Annotated in this window: 19 protein-coding genes; 12 read left to right on the forward strand and 7 right to left on the reverse strand. The window is 68.4% G+C overall.

Translation table 11 applies throughout. From position 1 onward, the window contains the following. Positions 1–200: 200 nt before the first annotated feature. A complete protein-coding gene (locus tag H3H55_RS16020; protein WP_193099281.1) occupies positions 201–1,103 on the reverse strand; it encodes a DMT family transporter in 903 nt (300 codons plus the stop codon). Between the two features lie 112 nt (positions 1,104–1,215). Between H3H55_RS16020 and H3H55_RS16025 the strand changes: the two genes are divergently transcribed. Further along, entirely contained in the window at positions 1,216–1,707 is a 492-nt protein-coding gene (locus tag H3H55_RS16025) for an Lrp/AsnC family transcriptional regulator (RefSeq protein ID WP_048247769.1), read from the forward strand. 30 nt (positions 1,708–1,737) lie between these two features. On the opposite strand, the gene H3H55_RS16030 is transcribed toward H3H55_RS16025, so the two are convergent. Further along, positions 1,738–2,634: an alpha/beta fold hydrolase gene (locus tag H3H55_RS16030; protein WP_193099283.1), complete on the reverse strand. Its 897-nt coding sequence runs from the start codon at positions 2,632–2,634 to the stop codon at positions 1,738–1,740. A gap of 284 nt (positions 2,635–2,918) precedes the next feature. On the opposite strand from H3H55_RS16030, the gene H3H55_RS16035 reads away from it, so the two are divergent. After that, positions 2,919–3,878, forward strand: a complete 960-nt coding sequence (locus tag H3H55_RS16035; RefSeq protein WP_129513128.1) for an NAD(P)H-dependent flavin oxidoreductase — start codon at positions 2,919–2,921, stop codon at positions 3,876–3,878. Positions 3,879–3,995: 117 nt separating this feature from the next. On the opposite strand, the gene H3H55_RS16040 is transcribed toward H3H55_RS16035, so the two are convergent. The 3 genes from H3H55_RS16040 to H3H55_RS16050 all read right to left on the reverse strand — a co-directional run bounded on the left by H3H55_RS16040 (position 3,996) and on the right by H3H55_RS16050 (position 7,055). Further along, on the reverse strand, positions 3,996–4,958 hold the full coding sequence (locus H3H55_RS16040; RefSeq protein ID WP_129513129.1) for a LysR family transcriptional regulator: 963 nt from the start codon (positions 4,956–4,958) through the stop codon (positions 3,996–3,998). 183 nt (positions 4,959–5,141) lie between these two features. Further along, positions 5,142–6,218, reverse strand: coding sequence for a porin (locus tag H3H55_RS16045; RefSeq protein WP_048247776.1), 1,077 nt, complete (start codon positions 6,216–6,218; stop codon positions 5,142–5,144). Positions 6,219–6,563: 345 nt separating this feature from the next. Then, positions 6,564–7,055, reverse strand: coding sequence for a peptide-binding protein (locus H3H55_RS16050; protein ID WP_193099285.1), 492 nt, complete (start codon positions 7,053–7,055; stop codon positions 6,564–6,566). A gap of 346 nt (positions 7,056–7,401) precedes the next feature. On the opposite strand from H3H55_RS16050, the gene H3H55_RS16055 reads away from it, so the two are divergent. The 6 genes from H3H55_RS16055 to H3H55_RS16080 all read left to right on the forward strand — a co-directional run bounded on the left by H3H55_RS16055 (position 7,402) and on the right by H3H55_RS16080 (position 14,363). After that, positions 7,402–8,436: a bile acid:sodium symporter family protein gene (locus H3H55_RS16055; protein ID WP_193099287.1), complete on the forward strand. Its 1,035-nt coding sequence runs from the start codon at positions 7,402–7,404 to the stop codon at positions 8,434–8,436. 178 nt (positions 8,437–8,614) lie between these two features. Continuing rightward, on the forward strand, positions 8,615–10,453 hold the full coding sequence (locus tag H3H55_RS16060) for an EAL domain-containing protein (protein ID WP_193099289.1): 1,839 nt from the start codon (positions 8,615–8,617) through the stop codon (positions 10,451–10,453). A 368-nt stretch (positions 10,454–10,821) separates the two neighbouring features. Then, the gene (locus H3H55_RS16065) at positions 10,822–11,841 is read left to right on the forward strand and encodes a LacI family DNA-binding transcriptional regulator (RefSeq protein WP_048247783.1); all 1,020 of its coding nucleotides are present in this window, start codon (positions 10,822–10,824) and stop codon (positions 11,839–11,841) included. Further along, positions 11,838–13,118, forward strand: a complete 1,281-nt coding sequence (locus H3H55_RS16070) for an AGE family epimerase/isomerase (RefSeq protein WP_193099290.1) — start codon at positions 11,838–11,840, stop codon at positions 13,116–13,118. Before H3H55_RS16065 ends, H3H55_RS16070 begins: the two co-directional genes overlap by 4 nt. Then, the gene (locus H3H55_RS16075) at positions 13,115–14,023 is read left to right on the forward strand and encodes a carbohydrate kinase family protein (protein WP_193099292.1); all 909 of its coding nucleotides are present in this window, start codon (positions 13,115–13,117) and stop codon (positions 14,021–14,023) included. Before H3H55_RS16070 ends, H3H55_RS16075 begins: the two co-directional genes overlap by 4 nt. A gap of 118 nt (positions 14,024–14,141) precedes the next feature. Then, positions 14,142–14,363: a hypothetical protein gene (locus H3H55_RS16080; RefSeq protein WP_129513135.1), complete on the forward strand. Its 222-nt coding sequence runs from the start codon at positions 14,142–14,144 to the stop codon at positions 14,361–14,363. 25 nt (positions 14,364–14,388) lie between these two features. Here H3H55_RS16080 and H3H55_RS16085 read toward each other — a convergent pair whose 3' ends face one another. Together H3H55_RS16085 and H3H55_RS16090 are read right to left on the reverse strand one after the other, a co-directional pair. Then, on the reverse strand, positions 14,389–14,583 hold the full coding sequence (locus tag H3H55_RS16085) for a DUF2905 domain-containing protein (RefSeq protein WP_193099294.1): 195 nt from the start codon (positions 14,581–14,583) through the stop codon (positions 14,389–14,391). A 297-nt stretch (positions 14,584–14,880) separates the two neighbouring features. Further along, positions 14,881–16,077 (reverse strand): class I SAM-dependent methyltransferase, encoded by a 1,197-nt coding sequence (locus H3H55_RS16090; protein WP_193099296.1) that lies wholly within the window; start codon positions 16,075–16,077, stop codon positions 14,881–14,883. A 13-nt stretch (positions 16,078–16,090) separates the two neighbouring features. Here H3H55_RS16090 and H3H55_RS16095 point away from each other — a divergent pair, with 13 nt between their 5' ends. The 4 genes from H3H55_RS16095 to glmU all read left to right on the forward strand — a co-directional run bounded on the left by H3H55_RS16095 (position 16,091) and on the right by glmU (position 19,806). Then, positions 16,091–16,834, forward strand: a complete 744-nt coding sequence (locus H3H55_RS16095; protein ID WP_193099298.1) for an SDR family oxidoreductase — start codon at positions 16,091–16,093, stop codon at positions 16,832–16,834. A gap of 78 nt (positions 16,835–16,912) precedes the next feature. After that, positions 16,913–17,317 carry a dihydroneopterin aldolase gene (locus H3H55_RS16100; protein WP_048247794.1) on the forward strand — a complete coding sequence of 135 codons (405 nt, stop codon included), beginning with the start codon at positions 16,913–16,915 and terminating at the stop codon, positions 17,315–17,317. Then, on the forward strand, positions 17,314–18,309 hold the full coding sequence (ttcA, locus tag H3H55_RS16105) for a tRNA 2-thiocytidine(32) synthetase TtcA (RefSeq protein WP_193099300.1): 996 nt from the start codon (positions 17,314–17,316) through the stop codon (positions 18,307–18,309). Before H3H55_RS16100 ends, ttcA begins: the two co-directional genes overlap by 4 nt. A 135-nt stretch (positions 18,310–18,444) precedes the next feature. After that, entirely contained in the window at positions 18,445–19,806 is a 1,362-nt protein-coding gene (gene glmU, locus H3H55_RS16110; RefSeq protein WP_193099302.1) for a bifunctional UDP-N-acetylglucosamine diphosphorylase/glucosamine-1-phosphate N-acetyltransferase GlmU, read from the forward strand. Positions 19,807–19,816 lie beyond the last annotated feature (10 nt).

Here is a 19,816-nt window from a genome sequence, read left to right on the forward strand (position 1 = left end):
GTGATCAACGTCACAGCCCGCATCATACGAGCGACGCGGCCGCATCGCATCGGGTGTTTCCCTACAACTTCTTACAGCGTCTTTCACGCGTGCGCGCGGGCCCCATTCGTGAGCAGTCCGCACGCAATCCTCGTTCTCGACAAACACCCCAGACAAGCCGCAGCGCGGCCCCCGCAGCGGCGCCGAATCGTACGATCGTTTCAGTTGCCGACCGCCGCGCGACGCACGGGCACGATGCGCCAGCCGAGATTCACGCCGGCCGCCGCGAGCAGGATCAGCAGCGCGCCGAACACCTGCGTCCACGCGAGCGTCTGCCCGAACGCGACGTGATCGACGACGATCGCGACGACCGGATAGACGAACGACAACGCACCGGTCATTGCAGTCGGCAGCTTCTGGATCGCGCCGTACAGCAGCACATACATCAGGCCCGTGTTCACGACGCCGAGCACGACGAGGTCGAGCCACTGCGCGGCGGTCGCCGGCAACGTGCCGAAGTGCGCGAACGGTGCGAGCAGCACGACGCCGAGACCGGCCTGCAGCAGCGCGAGCAGATGCGGCGGCGTGCCCTTCAGGTGCTTCGTGACGATCGACGAGATCGCATACAGGAATGCCGCGCCGAGCGACAGCGCGACGCCTTCCAGATATTCGCCCGGCACCGCGAGCACGGCCGGCTCGACGCGCACCACGAAGACGAGCCCGGCGAATGCAAGCGCGAGCCATGCGATCGTCGACGCGGAGATCCGTTCGCGGAACACGATCGCGCCGAGCGCGACGAGCATGAACGGCTGCGTGTTGTAGACGGCGGTCGCCATCGAGATCGACGCGCGCGAATAGGCGGCGAACAGCAGCAGCCAGTTCGCGACGATCGCGACGCTGCCGAGCGTCGCGAGCGCGAGCATCCGCGGCGAGAACAGCGAGCGGCGCAGGAAGCCGAACGCCGCGCAGACGATCGCGAGCGTCGCCGCGCCGAACAGGCAGCGGAAGAACACGACGTTCGTCAGCGGCTGCTTCGACGACATCACCAGCCAGCCGATCGTGCCGGACATCATCATCGCGACGATCATCTCGGCGGCACCGCGGCGCATTTCATTCGAGGCCATCATGAACTCCGTTGAAGAGAGTGGATGACTTCGATTCTAGAAACTTGCTTTCGCCGCAACCATGGCTAAACTGAAGTGAAACAATCGATTCACCTTCGAAAGCAAAGCGATCATGCCGAAACGCCTTTCCCCGCCAGCCGTCACGTCGCTCGACGCGACCGACCGCGCGATCCTCGCGGCGCTTGCCGACGACGCGCGCATCGCAACCAGCGAACTCGCACGGCAGATCGGGCTGTCGGCACCCGCGACCGCCGACCGTGTGCGGCGGCTCGAGGCGCAAGGCGTGATCGCCGCGTTCACCGTCGAGCTCGACCCGCGCGCGCTGGGCTACACGCTGCAGGCGATCGTCCGCGTGAAGCCGCTGCCCGGCCAGTTGCATCTGGTCGAGGAGTTGCTGCGGCGGATTCCCGAATTCGTCGAATGCGACAAGGTGACCGGCGAGGACTGCTTCATCTGCCGGCTCTACCTGCGCACGATCGAGCACCTCGACGACATCCTGTCGAAGGTGACGGAGCGCGCGGAGACGAGCACCGCGATCGTGAAATCGACGCCCGTGCCGCGCCGGCTGCCGCCGCTCGCCGAGGACGACGGCGCGCACCGCTAAGCAGCCTGCCTGCACCGTTCGCCCGCGCCCTTATGCGGCCGGGTCGCGCGCCTCGAAGAACGCGAGCAGTTCGTCGATCAGCGCGACGGGCGCCTCTTCCGGAATGTAGTGCCCGCAGTCGAGCGCACGGCCGCTGACATCGCGCGCGACGCGCCGCCATTCGTCGAGCGGATCGAAGCAGCGGGCGACGACTCCGTTCGCGCCCCACAGCACGCGCAGCGGGCACGCGACCTTGTTGCCGCGTTCGAGATCCGCACGGTCGTGCTCGAGATCGATCGTCGCCGACGCGCGGTAGTCCTCGCACATCGCATGCACGGCTCCCGGCTGCGCGAGCGCGGCACGGTACGCGTCGAGCGCCTCGGGCGCGAACGGCGCGAGCCCGGCTGACCGGTTGCCCATCACGCGCTCGATATACGCATCGGTATGCGCGCCGATCAGCGTCTCGGGCAGCGGCTCCGGCTGGATCAGGAAGAACCAGTGGAAATACGCGGTCGCGAACGCGCGATCGGTTTTCTCGTACATCGCGAGCGTCGGCGCGATGTCGAGCAGCATCATCCGCTCGACGGCGTCCGCGTGATCGAGCGCGAGCCGGTGCGCGACACGCGCGCCGCGATCGTGCGCGCACACGTGGAACTGCTCGAAGCCGAAGTGCCGCATCACGGCGACCTGGTCGGCCGCCATCGCACGTTTCGAATACGGCACGTGCTGCGCGTCGCTCGGCGGCCGGCCCGATGCGCCGTATCCGCGCAGGTCGGTGGCGATCACCGTGAAGTGATTCGCGAGCGTCGCGGCAACGCGATGCCAGATCATGTGGGTTTGCGGATGCCCGTGCAGCAACAGGAGCGGCGGGCCCGCGCCTCCTTTGACACCGAAGATGTCGGTGTCCTGCACCGTCACGCGAAACGGTGCAAACGCCTCAAACGACATGGTTTATTTCTCGTTGGTTTGTTATGGCGGCTATTTTAGGAGCGCTGGCGCGTCTTCACAGCGGGGTAGCCGCCAGAATCCGTAGAAAGAGAACACTCACTCGATTGCCGCCACACCGCGCAGTTTGTTAAGCTCGCGTAGAATCGCACGACCGTTCGTATTAATATGAGCGAACGAAGTCGTTCCGCAGCTACACTCGAATCACCGCTCGAAACGCAAAGCATGGTGTCGGCGTCAGCGCGACCGCGCAGGTGCCGACCGCCCCTGGAGACTGGAGACATCACATGGCATTGCCCACTGTCCTGCAGAACCTGACGCTGCCCGTCATCGCGTCGCCGATGTTCATCGTCAGCTACCCCGAACTCGTGCTCGCGCAATGCAAGGCGGGCATCGTCGGTTCGTTCCCCGCGCTCAACGCCCGTCCGGCCGAACTGCTCGACGAGTGGCTCACGCAGATCCAGTCGGCGCTCGCCGACCACAAGGCACAACACCCGGACGCGGTGATCGGCCCGATCGCGGTGAACCAGATCGTCCACCAGTCGAACGCGCGGCTCGAGCACGACGTGCGCGTCTGCGTCGAGCACAAGGTGCCGATCTTCATCACGAGCCTGCGCGCGCCGGCGCGCGAGATCGTCGACGCGGTGCACAGCTACGGCGGCATCGTGCTGCACGACGTGATCAACCTGCGCCACGCGCAGAAGGCGCTCGAAGCCGGCGTCGACGGGCTGATCCTGGTCGCGGCCGGCGCCGGCGGCCACGCGGGCACGACGTCGCCGTTCGCGCTCGTCGGCGAAGTCCGCAAGATCTTCGACGGCCCGATCGTGCTGTCCGGCTCGATCGCGAACGGCGGCTCGATCCTCGCCGCGCAGGCGATGGGCGCCGATTTCGCGTACATGGGCACACGCTTCATCGCGACGCAGGAAGCGCACGCGATCGACGACTACAAGCACGCGATCCTGAACGCGAAATCGTCCGACATCATCTACACGAACCTCTTCACGGGCGTGCACGGCAACTACATCCGCGAGAGCATCGAGAAGGCCGGCCTCGATCCGGAAGCGCTGCCGGAATCCGACAAGACCAAGATGAATTTCGGCGGCGACAAGACGAAGGCGTGGAAGGACATCTGGGGCGCCGGCCAGGGCGTCGGCCTGATGGACGACCTGCCGAGCGTGGGCGCGCTCGTCGAGCGTCTGAAGCGCGAGTACGACGACGCGAAGGCGCGGCTCGGCATTACGCGCTGAAGGATGCGGCGGCCATGATCCGGCCGCCGCCGCCGCGATAACGCCGGACCCAACAAAAAGCGCGAACCGCAATGGTTCGCGCTTTTTTCATGGCCCCGTCGCAGCAGGACGCGCCGCTCAGCCCGTGCGCTTGATCCGCGTGATCGGCAGCACCCGCAGGCGCGATTCGATCGACGGGCACAGCGACTGCCCTTCGAAACGCGCCGCCAGGAAATCGACGAACGAACGCACCTTCGCGGACACGTGCCGGCGGCTCGCGTAGACCGCATAGATCGGCGCCTCGTGCGGCGGCACCGAATCGAGCAGCACCGGCACGAGCCGGCCGGATTCGATGTCGTCGCCGACCACCTCGGTGCCGAGCAGCGCGATGCCCGCGCCCGCGAGCACGGCCGCACGCAGCCCTTCGAGATGGTTCACGATCAGGTTGCCGTTGAGGTTCACGCGCGACGCGGCCGCCGCGTCGATCACCATCGAGTCGAGCATCGTCGAATTCGAGTCGCGCCGCAGGTAGTTGTGGTGCGCGAGATCGGCGATCGTGTCGGGCGTGCCGTGCTTGTCGAGATACTCGGGCGACGCGACCAGCAGGATGTGCGCGGTCGCGATCTGCCGCGCGACCAGCGACGACGATTTCAAGCCGTTCGGCGCCGCGCGTACCGCGACGTCGTAGCCTTCCTCGATCAGGTCGACCACGCGATCGGACAGCGTCATGTCGACGGTCACGTCCGGGAACCGGCCCGCGTAATCGGTGACGGCCTGCATCACGTGCCGCAACCCGAACGCGGACAGCGACGTCACGCGCAGCCTGCCTTGCGGCACCACGCTCGCGGCGCCGACAGCCTGCCCGGCTTCGTCGAGTTCAGACAGCGCCTGCACGAGGCGCTCGTAATATTCGCGTCCGGCCTCGGTAGGCGCGACGCGTCGTGTCGTGCGATGCAGCAGCCGTGCGCCGAGCTGCTGCTCGAGATGCATCACGTGCTTGCTCGCCATCGCAGCCGACATCTGCATGCGCTCGGCCGCGCCGACGAAGCTGCCCACTTCGACGACGTAGCGAAACACATTCATGCTGACGAGGGTATCCATCGAACTAGCTCGTAATGACGGGGGAATGGTCCAATTACGAGATAGGGTAACAAAGGCAGGGAAACAGAAAGGTCAAGAAAGGCAAAACGGCGCCGCGGGTAGCGGCGCCGTTTCGGGCGGGAAAACATGCAGCCGGGACACGCGATTTCCGCGCGCGTCCGGCACACCGATCGCGCGTACGCGTCAGAACTTCGCGCGGATGCCTGCGCCGAACGTGTTGCCGCTCGACAGGCCGCTGATGTGGTCGTTCATGTACGCCGCGTAGACGTCCGTGCGCTTGGACAGCGGATAGTCGTAGCCGACAGCCCAGGTCTGGCGCGTCTGGTCGAGGCCACCGGCGTCGCGCGAATACGCGTACGACGCCATCGCGCTGCCCACGCCGAGCGGCACCGACACGCCGCCTTGCGCGGTGTTCACGTGCCAGCTGCCCGCGACCTGGTCATTCTTCGTATACATGTACTGGCCGAACAGCTTCACGAGCTTCAGGTCGTAGGTCGCGCCGACGAGCGCGATGCCCTGGCTCTTCATGCCGGTGACGAGCGCGCTCAGATCCTGCGGGCCGTTGTTGAAGTTCACGTACTGATACGTGGCGGTCGCCGCGAACGGGCCGTTCGCATAGTTGAACTGCGCGCTCCACTTCTTCGAACGGTTGTCGCCGGCCTGGTTGCCGAGCGCGTACATCGCGCCGAAATTCAGGCCACCGAACGACGGCGACGTGTACGACAGCGCGTTGTTCCAGCCCGAATCGCCCACCGCGCCCTGATCGCTCGGGTAGGTCGGGAACGTGCCGAGGCCGAGGAACACGTGGTACACCATCGGCGAGAAGGTGTACGAGTCGTAGAACGGGTTGAACAGGATCGTCGACAGGAACAGGTGCGTCGTCAGGCGGCCGGCCGTCACCGTGCCGTACGGCGAATCGATGCCGACATACGCGTTGCGGGCGAAGAACGTGTCGCCCTGGAAGCGGCCGAACTGGCCGTTCTGCGCGCGGAAGAAGCTTTCCAGCGTGAAGATCGCCTTGTAGCCGTTGCCCAGATCCTCGGTGCCGTGCAGGCCCCAGTACGACGTCGACATCCCGCCGCCGCTCACGTTCCACGCGCGGTCGCCGCCCGGGAACTTGGTTGCGCCGACCCATTCGTCGACCTGACCGTAGAGCGAAACGCTCGATTGCGCATGGACGGGAGCGGTAGCCGCCACGCAGGCGGCGGCTGCGATCAGCTTGACGGACGTGCGCGACGCACGGCGGGCGAATGCTTTCATGGGATCTCCAGGTTTTGTCGAATAGTCGATAAGTGGCGCGAGCGTTGTTTTATGGAGCCGAGTGCTTGCGTCGTATGGGGCGCAGCCATCTTTACGGATCATTCGTCCGGTCAAAATTGCGCACACTTATTGCTGGTATAGCGCCAGCATTAACTTCGAGGAATTGATACATGGCCGGGTACACGTCGGCGGCCCGGCGCTAAAGCGACGGCGCGGCGGGACGGCGGCGTGGCACACGCGAGCCGGGCGCGAAAGATAGCGCAATGCGACGGGAAAATCAGCGGAAATCTGCGCGCGACTGTGGCGAATTCGCATCAGCCGGCGGGGGGACGAGCGCGCGGGCGCTCAGTTTCGGTAGAACGGGGAGAACAGCGGCGAGTGTGCAGGCTCTTCCTGCGAGCGGGGCGGCGGCATCGGACGGCCGCCGCGTTCCTCGTTGTAGCGCGCGACGTCGGCGCGGATCGAACCGGCGCGCAGCGGCACGTTGCCGCCGCCCGGCGGGCGCGGCATCTGGCGCGCGTCGGCGCTAATCGGACGATACGGGCTTTGCGCGGCGTAATGGCCGTACGACGGCGTCGGCCGCAGCCCCCAGCGGGAGCCGTAGCTGTTCACGCCGCCGGGCCGCACACCAGCGGGGGGCGGAACGCGGCGCCAGACGGGCCCGCCGCCGGCCTGGCCGTACGCTTGACCGTACGCGCGCATGTCGCCGCCACCGAAGCCGTGGCCGCCGAACCCATGACCGCCGTGGGGCGGTTGCGCGAGCGCGAGCGGCATCAGCAGCGCGCCGAGCACGCCTGCCACCCATCGTCCGATCTTCCGTTTCACCCGTTCCGTCATCGTTCAGTGCCTGTCCACGCCCTGCATCGGCTCCTTTCGGCCGACCCAAGGCTTTCAGCAGTAATTTATGAGCGGGCCGAAAGTGTGTCGAGCCAAAAAGTGTTATGTCGCGGGCATCGGTGTAACACCATGTTACTGCTAGGTTTTTTCACTTCAGGGCGCGAACGTGACAGAACATTCTTCTGCCGTTTTGCGCATTGCCGGGCGCGAGCGATGGCCAGCATTGCATGCAGCAGATTCATCAATCGATTCCCACAATGAATTTGTGTAGTGAATGACCAACCGGGACAATAACGCCATCCGCGCGCGCGACGCGCGCCTTTGTCGTTTCCGAATCGAGTTTCCGATGGCCCGTCCCCGTTTTCTTCCCGACAACTTCACGCTCGCGCTCGTCGGCACCGTCGTGCTCGCGAGCCTCCTGCCGTGCCGCGGCCCGGCCGCCCATGCGTTCAACTGGGCGACCAACATCGCCGTCGGCCTGCTGTTCTTCCTGCACGGCGCGAAGCTGTCGCGCGAAGCCGTCGTCGCGGGTGCGACCCACTGGCGGCTGCACGCGGTCGTACTGCTCAGCACGTTCGCGCTGTTCCCGCTGCTCGGCCTCGCGCTGAAACCCGTGCTGCAGCCGCTCGTCACGCCGACGCTTTATGCGGGCGTGCTGTTCCTGTGCACGCTGCCGTCGACGGTCCAGTCGTCGATCGCCTTCACGTCGATCGCGAAGGGCAACGTGCCGGCCGCCGTGTGCGCGGCATCCGCGTCGAGCCTGCTCGGGATCTTCGTCACGCCGGCGCTCGTCGGGCTGATGATCACGTCGCAGTCGGCCGCCGCCGCGTCGCCGTGGAGCACCGTCGGCAGCATCGTGATGCAGTTGCTCGTGCCGTTCGTCGCCGGCCAGTTGCTGCGCCCCGTGATCGGCGGCTGGATCGAACGCAACCGCGGCGTGCTGCGCTTCGTCGACCAGGGCTCGATCCTGTTGGTCGTCTACGTCGCGTTCAGCGAGGCCGTCAACCAGGGCCTGTGGCACCAGATTCCGGCCCACGCGCTCGGCGGCCTGCTCGTCGTCAACCTCGTGCTGCTCGCGATCGCGCTGCTGCTGACCGCGTTCGTCAGCAAGCGGCTCGGCTTCAACCGCGCCGACCAGATCACGATCATCTTCTGCGGATCGAAGAAAAGCCTCGCGGCCGGCGTGCCGATGGCGAAGGTGATCTTCTCGGCGAACGCGGTCGGCGCGATCGTGCTGCCGCTGATGCTGTTCCACCAGATCCAGCTGATGGCGTGCGCGGCGCTCGCGCAGCGCTGGGGTGCGCGCGACATGAGCGGCGAGCGCGGCGGGCAGGACGACGCGGCATCGGCGCCCGGCGCGCTGAACGCGGGCAAGCGCTGACGCACGCAGGGGCGCGACGGCCGCCGGAAGGCGGCCTTCCGTCACCCGCCGGACGCGCACCGCTGCGCGCCCCGACGCGATGCACCACCGGCGCGCATCGCGTCACGAAATCTTCACTCAACTCTCCGCGAGCGGTGCCGTTAAGCCGGGCGTCCCGTCGATTCGGCTGCCCTCGCCCATGCCCGCGCTCCACCCCGCCCCCGCTGCCGTCAGCACCGCGCGCCTGATCGCGGACCGTGCGCTCGCCGCCGTCTTCCAGCCGATCGTCGATCTCGGGTCGGGGACCGTCGTCGGTTACGAGGGCCTGATACGCGGCCCGCGCGGCACCGATCTCGAGCCGCCCGCCGCGCTGTTCGCGCAGGCCGCGCGCGAAGGCGCGACCATCGCGCTCGAACAGGCCGCCGCGCGCACCTGTCTCGACGCGTTCGCGGCGCTCGGCTGCGACGGCAAGCTGTTCCTCAACTTCAGCGCGGGCACGATCCTGCAACTCGCGCGCGAACGCGAGCGCGCACGCGTGCTGCTCGGCCGTGCGCGGGTCGGCGCCGAGCGCATCGTGATCGAGCTGACCGAGCAGAACGCGGTGCCGGACATCGCGCACATCGGGCCCGCGGTCGCCTCGCTGCGCGACGCCGGCATCCAGTTCGCGCTCGACGACTACGGCACCGCGAACGCGAGCATGAACCTGTGGCTGCGCCTGCATCCGGACGTCGTGAAGATCGACCGCTTCTTCATCCACGACATCGCGCGCGACCCGCTCAAGTTCGAGGCCGTGAAGGCGATGCAGCACTTCGCGCACGCCAGCGGCGCGCAACTGATCGCGGAAGGCATCGAGAACGAATGCGACCTGATCGTCGTGCGCGACATGGGCATCTGCTGCGTGCAGGGCTTCCTGCTCGGCCGGCCGAACGCGCAGCCGTCGCGGGTCGTCGCGCCGGCCGCGCGCGACGCGATCCGCGCGCCGCACATCGCGGTGTTTCCCGGTGCGACACGCACCGTGCGGCCGGCCGGCACGATCGCCGCGAAGATGCTCGTCTCCGCGCCGGCGCTGCCGCGCGACGCGACCAGCAACGACGTGCTCGACCTGTTCAACCGGATGCCCGAGCTGCACGCGGTCGCGCTCGTCGAACGCGGGCGGCCCGTCGCGCTCGTGAATCGCCGCGGCTTCATCGACCGCTTCGCGCTGCCGTACCACCGCGAGGTGTTCGGGAAGAAGCCGTGCCTGCAGTTCGCGAACGACGCGCCGCTGATGATCGACAACGCGACGACGTTCGAGGAGCTCGCGATGCTGCTCGCGAGCCACGACCAGCGCTATCTCGCGGACGGCTTCGTGATCACCGAACACGGTCGCTACGTCGGGCTCGGCACCGGCGAGAGCCTGGTGCGCGCGGTGACCGAGATGCGCATCGAGGCCGCGCGTTACGCGAATCCGCTGACGTTCCTGCCCGGCAACATCCCGATCAGCGCGCACATCGACCGTCTGCTGCAGCGCGACGCCGGCTTTCATGCGTGCTACGTCGACCTGAACCAGTTCAAGCCGTTCAACGACCAGTACGGCTACTGGCAGGGCGACGAGGTGCTGAAGTTCGCCGCGACGGTGCTGGCCGGCGTGTGCGATCCGCAGCGCGACTTTCTCGGCCACGTCGGCGGCGACGATTTCCTCGTGCTGTTCCAGCGCGACGACTGGCACGCGCGCGCCGCCGACGCGATCGCGCGCTTCAACGAAGGCGCGCAACTTTTCTACACGCAGGCCGACCGCGAGGCGGGCGGGCTGCACGGCGAGGACCGCCACGGCAACCCGGCGTTCTTCGGCTTCGTGACGATGGCGATCGGCGCGGTCGGCGTGCCGGCCGGCGCGCACGGCGCGCAGCGCTACGGCAGCGACGAGATCGCGTCGGTCGCGGCGCTCGCGAAACGGCGCGCCAAGCAGCAGCCGGACGGGCTCGCGGTCGTCGATCTCGACGCGGGGCGCGCCGCGCTGCGCAATCGCGGCGAACCGCCGGCCGCGGCGATGCGCTGAACGGCCGGCGACTGCCGTTCGCGGCTACGGGGGGCGCCTCGTGCGACGGGAGCGACCGTCCGCCCTTCTTCCGCCGGACCGTAGCGCACCGGCTTCCGGCCGGCCCGTGCAGGCCACCGAGCCCCCGCGCGGACACACGAAACACGCGCGCTTCCCGTTCACTTCCCGCCCGCCGTGCGCGCCGCCAGACACCCGCACGGTCACCTTGCCTTTTTCGCGTTTTGTTTAGTATTTTTAGTAACGTCGTTTTCGCAGATTAGCGCTTAAATTCCCGTAATTTTCGGGTATTCCCCGGTTATCCGGCCCGAATTCCGCGATACGTTTTACTATACAATCGCTTTCACCCTAAACAAACCGGACCCCGAACGATGGGTACCACCATTCGCGATGTGGCGCGGGCGGCAGAGGTCTCGATCGGCACCGTCTCCCGCGCGCTGAAAAACCAGCCGGGCCTGTCCGAAGCAACGCGTGCGCGCATCGTCGAGATCGCGCAGCAGCTCGGCTACGATCCCGCGCAGTTGCGGCCGCGCATCCGCCGGCTCACCTTCCTGCTGCACCGCCAGCACAACCGCTTTCCCGCGAGTCCGTTCTTCTCGCACGTGCTGCACGGCGTCGAGGATGCATGCCGCGAACGCGGCATCGTGCCGACGCTGCTCACGGTCGGCCCGAACGACGACGTGCTGCGCCAGATGCGTCCGCACGCGCCCGACGCGATCGCGGTGGCCGGCTTCATCGAGCCCGAGACGATCGAGGCGCTCGCTGCGACCGGCCGGCCGCTCGTGCTGATCGACCTGTGGGCGCCCGGGCTGCGCTCGGTCAACATCGACAACGCGACGGGCGCCGCGCTCGCGATGCGCCACCTGCTGGCCACCGGCCGCTCGCGGATCGCGTTCATCGGCGGCTCGCCCGCGCACTACAGCATCGCGCAGCGCGCGATCGGCTACCGGCGCGCGTTCTTCGAGGCCGGGCGGCTGTTCGATCCCGCGTACGAAGTAACGATCGACGCGGGGCTCGACCCCGACACGGGCGCCGCGCGTGCGATGGAACAACTGCTCGACGCGCCGGGCCCGCGCCCCGAAGCCGTGTTCGCGTACAACGACGCGGCCGCGCTGGCCGCGCAGCGCGTGTGCACCGCGCGCGGCCTGCGGATTCCGGACGACATCGCGATCGTCGGCTTCGACAACATCCCGGCCGCCGCGCACGCGAGCCCGCCGCTCACGACGCTCGCGGTCGACAAGGAAGCGCTCGGCCGCCGCGGCGTCGAGCTGCTGCTCGCCGAATCGCCCGAGCGCACCGAGCTTTCCCTGCCCGTCGAGCTGATCGTGCGGGCCAGCAGCCAGCCCGCCGGCTCCCCGGCACTCGATATCGCCACGGCCACCGAATCATGAACATGCCCCCGGTCCAACCCTGCACGGCCGCGCCGGCCGCCCACACGCAAGCCGCGCCGTTCGTCGCGAGCTTCCGCGATCCGTCGTTCCTGCTGTCGCACATCGAGGACACGCTGCGCTTCTACGCGACCAACGCGTTCGACCCGACGGGCGGCTTCTACCACTACTTCCGCGACGACGGCAGCATCTACAACCGCACGTCGCGCCACCTCGTCAGCAGCTGCCGGTTCGTCTTCAACTACGCGATGGCGTACCGGCATTTCGGCGATCCGCGTCACCTCGAGTACGCGCGCCACGGGCTGCGCTTCCTGCGCGACGCGCACTGGGACGACGAACTGCAGGGCTACGACTGGGAACTCGACTGGCGCGACGGCGCTAAGCGCGCGACGCTGGACGGCGCGCGCCACTGCTACGGGCTCGCGTTCGTGCTGCTCGCGGCCTCGCACGCGACGATGGCCGGCATCGACGAGGCGCGCCCGCTGATCGCGGCGACCTACGAACTGGCCGAGCACCGCTTCTGGGATGCGGCCGCGGGCCTGTATGCGGACGACGCAACGCCGAACTGGATCGTGTCGTCGTACCGCGGCCAGAACGCGAACATGCACATGACGGAAGCGCTGCTCGCGGCCTACGAGGCGACCGGCCACCTCACGTACCTCGATCGCGCGGAAAAGCTCGCGAGCCACATCACGCAGCGCCAGGCCGCGCTGTCCGGCGGGCTCGTGTGGGAGCACTACCATGCGGACTGGTCAGTCGACTGGGACTACAACAAGGAAGACAGCTCGAACATCTTCCGCCCGTGGGGCTTCCAGCCCGGGCACCAGACCGAATGGGCGAAGCTGCTGCTGATCCTCGAACGGCACCGCCCGCTCGACTGGCTCGTGCCGCGCGCGGCCGAGCTGTTCGACGCGGCGCTCACGCACGCGTGGGACGCCGACCACGGCGGCCTGAACTACGGCTTCGGCCCCGACTTCACGATCTGCGACCACAACAAGTACTTCTGGGTGCAGGCGGAAACCTTCGCGGCGGCCGCGATGCTCGGCGCACGCACCGGCAGCGAACGCTTCTGGGACTGGTACGACGAGATCTGGCGCTATAGCTGGGCGCACTTCGTCGATCACCGCTACGGCGCGTGGTACCGGATCCTCACCTGCGACAACCGCAAGTACAGCGACGAGAAGAGCCCGGCCGGCAAGACCGACTATCACACGATGGGCGCATGCTACGACGTGCTCGCGACCCTCGCGCGCACGGTGCGCAGCGAGCCGACGCAATGAGCGGCGGCACGTTTCCGGCTTTCGTGTCGGCGGGCGACATCCTGACCGACATGGTGCGGGCGGGCGATGCGCAGTGGACGTCGGTGCCGGGCGGCGCCGGCTGGAACGTCGCGCGCGCGGTTGCGCGGCTCGGCGTGCCGAGCGCGCTCGCGGGCTCGATCGGCGAGGACTGCTTCTCCGACGCGCTGTGGCGCACGAGCGAAGCGGCCGGGCTCGACCTGCGCTTCCTGCAGCGCGTCGCGCGGCCGCCGCTGCTCGCGATCGTCCACGAGACGCGCCCGCCCGCGTACTTCTTCATCGGCGAAGCGAGTGCCGATCTCGCGTTCGATCCCGCGCGGCTGCCGGCCGGCTGGACCGACCACGTGAAATGGGCGCATTTCGGCTGCATCAGCCTCGTGCGCGAACCGCTCGCGGGCACGCTGGCCGCGCTCGCGGCCGACCTGCATGCGCGCGGCGTGAAGATCAGCTTCGACCCGAACGTCCGGAACCTGATGACGGCCGCGTACCGGCCGACGCTGGAGAAGATGGCCGGCCTCGCCGACCTGATCAAGGTGTCCGACGAGGATCTGCGGCACCTGTTCGGCGGCGACGGCCCCGACGCGGTCGCGGCGGTGCGCGCGCTGAACCCGCGCGCGGCCGTGCTGGTCACGCGCGGCGCGCAGGCGGCGACGCTCTACGCGGACGGCGACGTGCACGAAGCCAGCCCGCCGCGCGTCGAGGTGGCCGACACCGTTGGCGCGGGCGATGCGTCGATCGGCGGCATGCTGTTCAGCCTGATGGCCGCGCCGCAGCGCGCGTGGCGCGAGCATCTCGTGTTCGCGCTGGCGGCCGGCGCCGCCGCATGCCGGCACACGGGCGCGCACGCGCCGACGCTCGACGAGGTCGTTGCGCTGATCGAAGGCTGATCGAGGGTGGATCGAAGGCTGCCCGGGCGCCGACCGGGCCGTTCGGTCACCGATAAGCCCCGCTGTACATGCTGCGCCGCAGTGCTACGATGAAGTGTCCTTTTGCGGGAGAGGCACGATGGACACCAACACGTTCACGAAAGGCATCTACACGGCCAAGGCGCATACCCAGCATTCGGCCAACGGGCAGTTCCAGGGTTACGTGATCCTCTCGCGGGACGACGGGGACGATACCGAGAACACGCGCTACGACGTCCACTCGACGAGCCCCAGCGAGGAGGAGGCGTTCGACGAGGCGAAGGCGCTCGCGCACCGGATCCTCGGCGAGATCGAACTGTAGCGCGCGCAGCCCTCACCGGCGCGGCTCAGAGCAGCCGCGCCACCATCGATACCAGCATCGTCAGCACCAGCGTCGACATGAACGGGAACGGGTAGCGCCGCCCGCCGAACGTCAGCGTGACGTCGCCCGGCATCCGCCCGATGCCGAGCTTGCCGAGCCACGGCCAGCAGCGCGTCAGGATCATCACCGCGACGAACGACGTCATCAGCCAGCGCAGCATGGCAAGGGTCTGTTTACATATGGAACGTGCATGCGTTGCCACGAGAACGGCCGCTCGCGAGGCGCGCGACGCTGCGAATACTGGACGTATTCGCAAGGAGCGCAACGCGGCGAGCGGCCGTTCTCGTGGCAACCCCAAATTAAAAAATTCATGTCACGGGAATGCCCGAAATCGCCCGTATGGCGGCGTCGTTCGTCGCTTGTTTGGCTCGGCCAAACGGCGCTCCTCACTTCTTGCCCTACGAGCGATTTCGGGCATTCGCATGTACGTTCCATATGTAAACAGACCCTAGTCCCTTCAGAGCGCGTGCGAGCGATCGCCGCGCGCGAACGCGTCGAGCGTGCCGTCGATGCCGCGCGAGAACGCGATCACCTTGAACAGCTCGCCCATCTCGGCTTCGGAGATCAGCTTCTGCACCGCGTTCGCGGCCGGCAGGAACTGCCGGATCTCGGACGGATCGATCGCGGCCAGCGCGTCGGTGATGCCCGCGTTCAGCAGGAAGCGCGCCTGCGACGTGTAGCCGAGCAGGTCGACGCCGGTGGCGACGGCCGCATCGTAGATGCCGGTGAATTCGACGTGCGCGGTGATGTCCTGCAGCCCCGGGTACAGGAACGGGTCGTCGTGCGCGTGGTGGCGGTAGTGGCACATCAGCGTGCCGCGGTCGCGCTGCGGATGGTAGTACTCGTGCGCGGGAAAACCGTAGTCGACCAGCAGCACCGCGCCGCGCGCGAGCATCGTGCAGACGGTGCGCGTGAACGCCAGCGCGGCCTCGTGCGTCTCGGTCACGTAGCCGTCGGCGACCTCGGCGGCGAGCCCCGCGAGCACCGGCGGCTGGCTGGCCGGCGCGGCCGGCCGGTCCTCGAACACGAACGCCTGCCGCGCGTCGAGCGCGACGCCGCGCTCGTGCCATGCGCCGTCCGCCCTCGCGAACAACCGCACCGGCATCGCATCGAGCACCTCGTTGCCGACCACGACGCCCTCGAACCGCTCGGGCAGCGCGTCGAGCCAGCGCACCTTCGCCGCGAGTGCCGGCGCGGCCGTCGAAATCGTGTCGCGCTGCCGCTCGCGCAACTCGCCGGACAGGTCGACGATCAGGTATTCGTCGAGTTCGGCCTCCAGCGCGTCGAGCGCCACGAGCAGCCCGGCCGCGAGCTTGCCCGTGCCGGCGCCGAACTCCATCACGCGGCGCGTGCCGCTCGCCGCGAGCGCTTCCGCGACCGGTTGCGCGAGGGCCTGCGCGAACAGCGGCGACAGCTCGGGCGCGGTGACGAAGTCGCTGCCGTCGTCGGCGCGGCGCCCGAACTTGCGCGCGCCGCCGCTGTAATAACCGAGGCCCGGCGCATACAGCGCGCGTTCCATGAAGCGGTCGAACGGCAGCCAGCCGCCGGCCGCCGCGATCTCGTCGCGCAGTTGCGCGGCGAGGGTTTCGGACTGCGCGAGCGCGTCAGGGCCGGGAGCAGGTAAACTAGCGGGTTCGTGAGCTTTCGGGTTCATCCCGGCATTGTAAATGACCGTTTCAGCCGATACGTCGACCCTGCGCGTGGTGCTCGTCGCGGGTGCCCTGGGCAGCGCGGCCGACGCCGCGTCGATCGGCCGTGCGCTCGCGACGGGATTCGCGCGGCACGGCTGGGACGTCGCGCTGCAGCGCAGCCAGGGCGCGCCGCGCGCGGCCGCCGACGCGATCGTCGCCGAAGTCGCGGCGCTCGGCCGCCATGCGGCCGTGCTCGACGCCGATCTGGCCCTGGAAGCCGATGCAGCCGCGCTCGTCGCCGCATGCGGCGCGGCGCTCGGCCGGCCCGCGTGCGCGGTGTTCGTGAGCGCCAGCGCGGGCGCCGACGACGCGCTCACGGTGGACGGTGCGTCGCTCGCCGGCGCGCTCGCCCGCAACGTGACGGCGCCGCTCGCGCTGGCCCGCGCGCTCGCCGACGCGACGCCCGACGCCGCGCGCGAGCACGAAGCGCTGCGCGCGTGCGCGATCCACGTGCTGGACCAGGCGCTGTTTCACCCGGCGCCGGAACAGTTGTCGCACGCGCTGATGCAGGCCGCGCTGAACCGTGCGACGGCGGCGCTGGCGGTCGCGCTCGCGCCGAAGGTGCGAGTGGCGGCGCTCGTGCGCGGCCACTCGCCGCATGCGGACGACATCGCGGCGGCCGCCTGCTATCTCGCGAGCGCGCCCGGCGTCACGGGCGCGACGCTGACCGTCGACGGCGGCGAGCACCTCGTGCCGCCCGCCGCCGGCCCGAATGAATGAACCGCGCGGGCGTGCGGCCTTGACCGCCGCCGCCCGCGCCGCTTTGCGTGCGCGCACGCCAATTTGACTGGGACGACCATGTTTTCCGCTCTCCTGCACCCCCGCCTCGCGGATTGCCGCAGGCTCTACCTGCGCGATTACGAGGTGCACATCAACATCGGTGCCTTCGAACACGAGAAGCGCGGCGAGCAGCGCGTCGTCATCAACGTCGACCTGTTCGTGCCGCTCGCGCTGTCCACCCCCGTCGACGACCGGCTGCATGAAGTCGTCGACTACGACCTGATGAAGCAGAGCGTCGCGCAATGCGTGGCGCGCGGCCACATCCACCTGCAGGAAACGCTGTGCGACTCGATCGCCGCGCACCTGCTGGCGCACGATGCCGTGCGCGCGGTACGCGTCTGTACCGAGAAACCGGACGCTTATCCGGACTGCGACGCCGTCGGCGTCGAAGTCTTTCGCATCAAGGACGAGGAGCGCGCATGAACGCCCCCCACATGAATGACACGGCGGCCGATGCCGCCACCCTCGACGCGGCCGACGCCCCGGCCGGCCGCCAGGTGCTGACGCGCCGCGAGCAGAAGGAAGCGTACGAGAACAACAAGCTGTTCAAGCGGATCGTGCGCCAGGTCGGCCAGGCCATCGGCGACTACAACATGATCGAGCACGGCGACAAGGTGATGGTCTGCCTGTCGGGCGGCAAGGACAGCTACGCGATGCTCGACGTGCTGCTGCGCCTGCGCGAGCGCGCGCCGATCGACTTCGACATCGTCGCGGTGAACCTCGACCAGAAGCAGCCGGGCTTCCCCGAGCACGTGCTGCCCGAATACCTGAAGCAGGTCGGCGTGCCGTTCCACATCGAGAACCAGGACACCTACAGCATCGTCAAGCGGCTCGTGCCCGAGGGCAAGACCACCTGCTCGCTGTGCTCGCGGCTGCGCCGCGGGATCCTGTACCGCGTGGCCGGCGAGCTCGGCGCGACCAAGATCGCGCTCGGCCACCACCGCGACGACATCGTGCAGACGCTGCTGCTCAACATGTTCTACGGCGGCAAGTTGAAGGGGATGCCGCCGAAGCTGCAGTCGGACGACGGCAAGAACATCGTGATCCGCCCGCTCGCGTACGTGAAGGAAACCGATCTCGAGAAATACGCGGAGCTGCGCGAATTCCCGATCATCCCGTGCAACCTGTGCGGCAGCCAGCCGAACCTGAAGCGCGCGGAAATGAAGGCGCTGATCCGCGAATGGGACAAGCGCTTCCCGGGCCGCGTCGAGAACATGTTCAACGCGCTCGCGAAGGTCGTGCCGTCGCACCTGATGGACGCGACGCTGTTCCCGTTCGCGTCGCTGCGCGCGACCGGCGAAGCCGATCCGCACGGCGACATCGCGTTCGACGAGGAGCCGTGCGCGTCGGGCGACGACACCGCGGCGCCGGGCGCCGCCAAACCGATCTCGATCGTCCAGTTCGACGACCTGTAAGCGGGGCCGGAACACCCGCCGGAACGGGGCGCCGGCCGCCGTTTCCGGCGCTGCCGCACCGGCGCGGCGGCCCCGGAACGGCGGGGGCCGCATGCTAAAATGGACGGCTTCGAACTCCTCTGACAAGCTGGCGCCATGAATATCGTGATTTTGGCGGCAGGCACCGGCAAGCGCATGCGTTCCGCGCTGCCGAAAGTGCTTCACCCCCTGGCCGGCAGGCCGCTCCTCTCCCACGTCATCGACACCGCGCGCACGCTGCAGCCGTCCCGGCTGGTCGTCGTCGTCGGTCACGGCGCCGAGCGGGTGCAGGCCGCCGTCGCCGCGCCCGACGTCCAGTTCGCGGTGCAGGCCGAACAGCTCGGCACCGGCCACGCGGTGCGCCAGGCGCTGCCGCTCCTCGATCCGGCGCAACCGACGCTCGTGCTGTACGGCGACGTGCCGCTCACCCGCGCGTCGACGCTGCAGCGTCTCGTCGAAGCCGCGCGCGAAGGCCGCTACGGGATTCTGACCGTCACGCTCGACGATCCGACCGGTTACGGCCGCATCGTGCGCGACGTGTCCGGCTTCGTCACGCGCATCGTCGAGCAGAAGGACGCATCGCCGGAACAGCTGAAGATCGCCGAGATCAACACGGGCATCATCGTCACGCCCACGGCCCAGCTGTCGATGTGGCTCGGTGCGTTGAAGAACGAAAACGCGCAAGGCGAGTACTACCTGACCGACGTCGTCGAACTCGCGATCGAGGCCGGCTTCGAGGTCGTCACGTCGCAGCCCGACGAGGAATGGGAAACGCTCGGCGTGAACAGCAAGGCGCAGCTCGCCGAACTCGAGCGCATTCATCAGCGCAATGTCGCGGAAACGCTGCTCGTCGACGGCGTCACGCTCGCCGACCCGGCGCGCCTCGACGTGCGCGGCACGCTGCGCTGCGGCCGCGACGTGTCGATCGACGTGAACTGCGTGTTCGAAGGCAACGTGACGCTCGCCGACAACGTGACGATCGGCGCGAACTGCGTGATCCGCAACGCGTCGGTCGGCGCCGGCACGCGCATCGACGCATTCACGCACATCGACGGCGCCGAGCTCGGCGCGAACACCGTGATCGGCCCGTACGCGCGGCTGCGCCCCGGCGCGCAGCTCGCGGACGAAGCGCACGTCGGCAACTTCGTCGAGGTGAAGAATGCGGTGATCGGCCACGGCTCGAAGGCGAACCACCTCACGTACATCGGCGACGCCGACATCGGCGCGCGCGTGAACATCGGCGCGGGCACGATCACCTGCAACTACGACGGCGCGAACAAGTTCCGCACCGTGATCGAGGACGACGTGTTCGTCGGCTCCGACACGCAGTTCGTCGCGCCCGTGCGCGTCGGCCGCGGCGTGACGATCGCCGCCGGCACGACGATCTGGAAGGACGTTGCCGACGGTCTTCTCGCGCTGAACGACAAGACCCAGACCACGAAGAGCGGCTACGTCCGCCCGGTCAAGAAGAAAAGCTGAACCCTTTGCG

It is taken from the genome of Burkholderia sp. Z1, from assembly GCF_014893795.1.
Lineage (GTDB): Bacteria > Pseudomonadota > Gammaproteobacteria > Burkholderiales > Burkholderiaceae > Burkholderia > Burkholderia theae.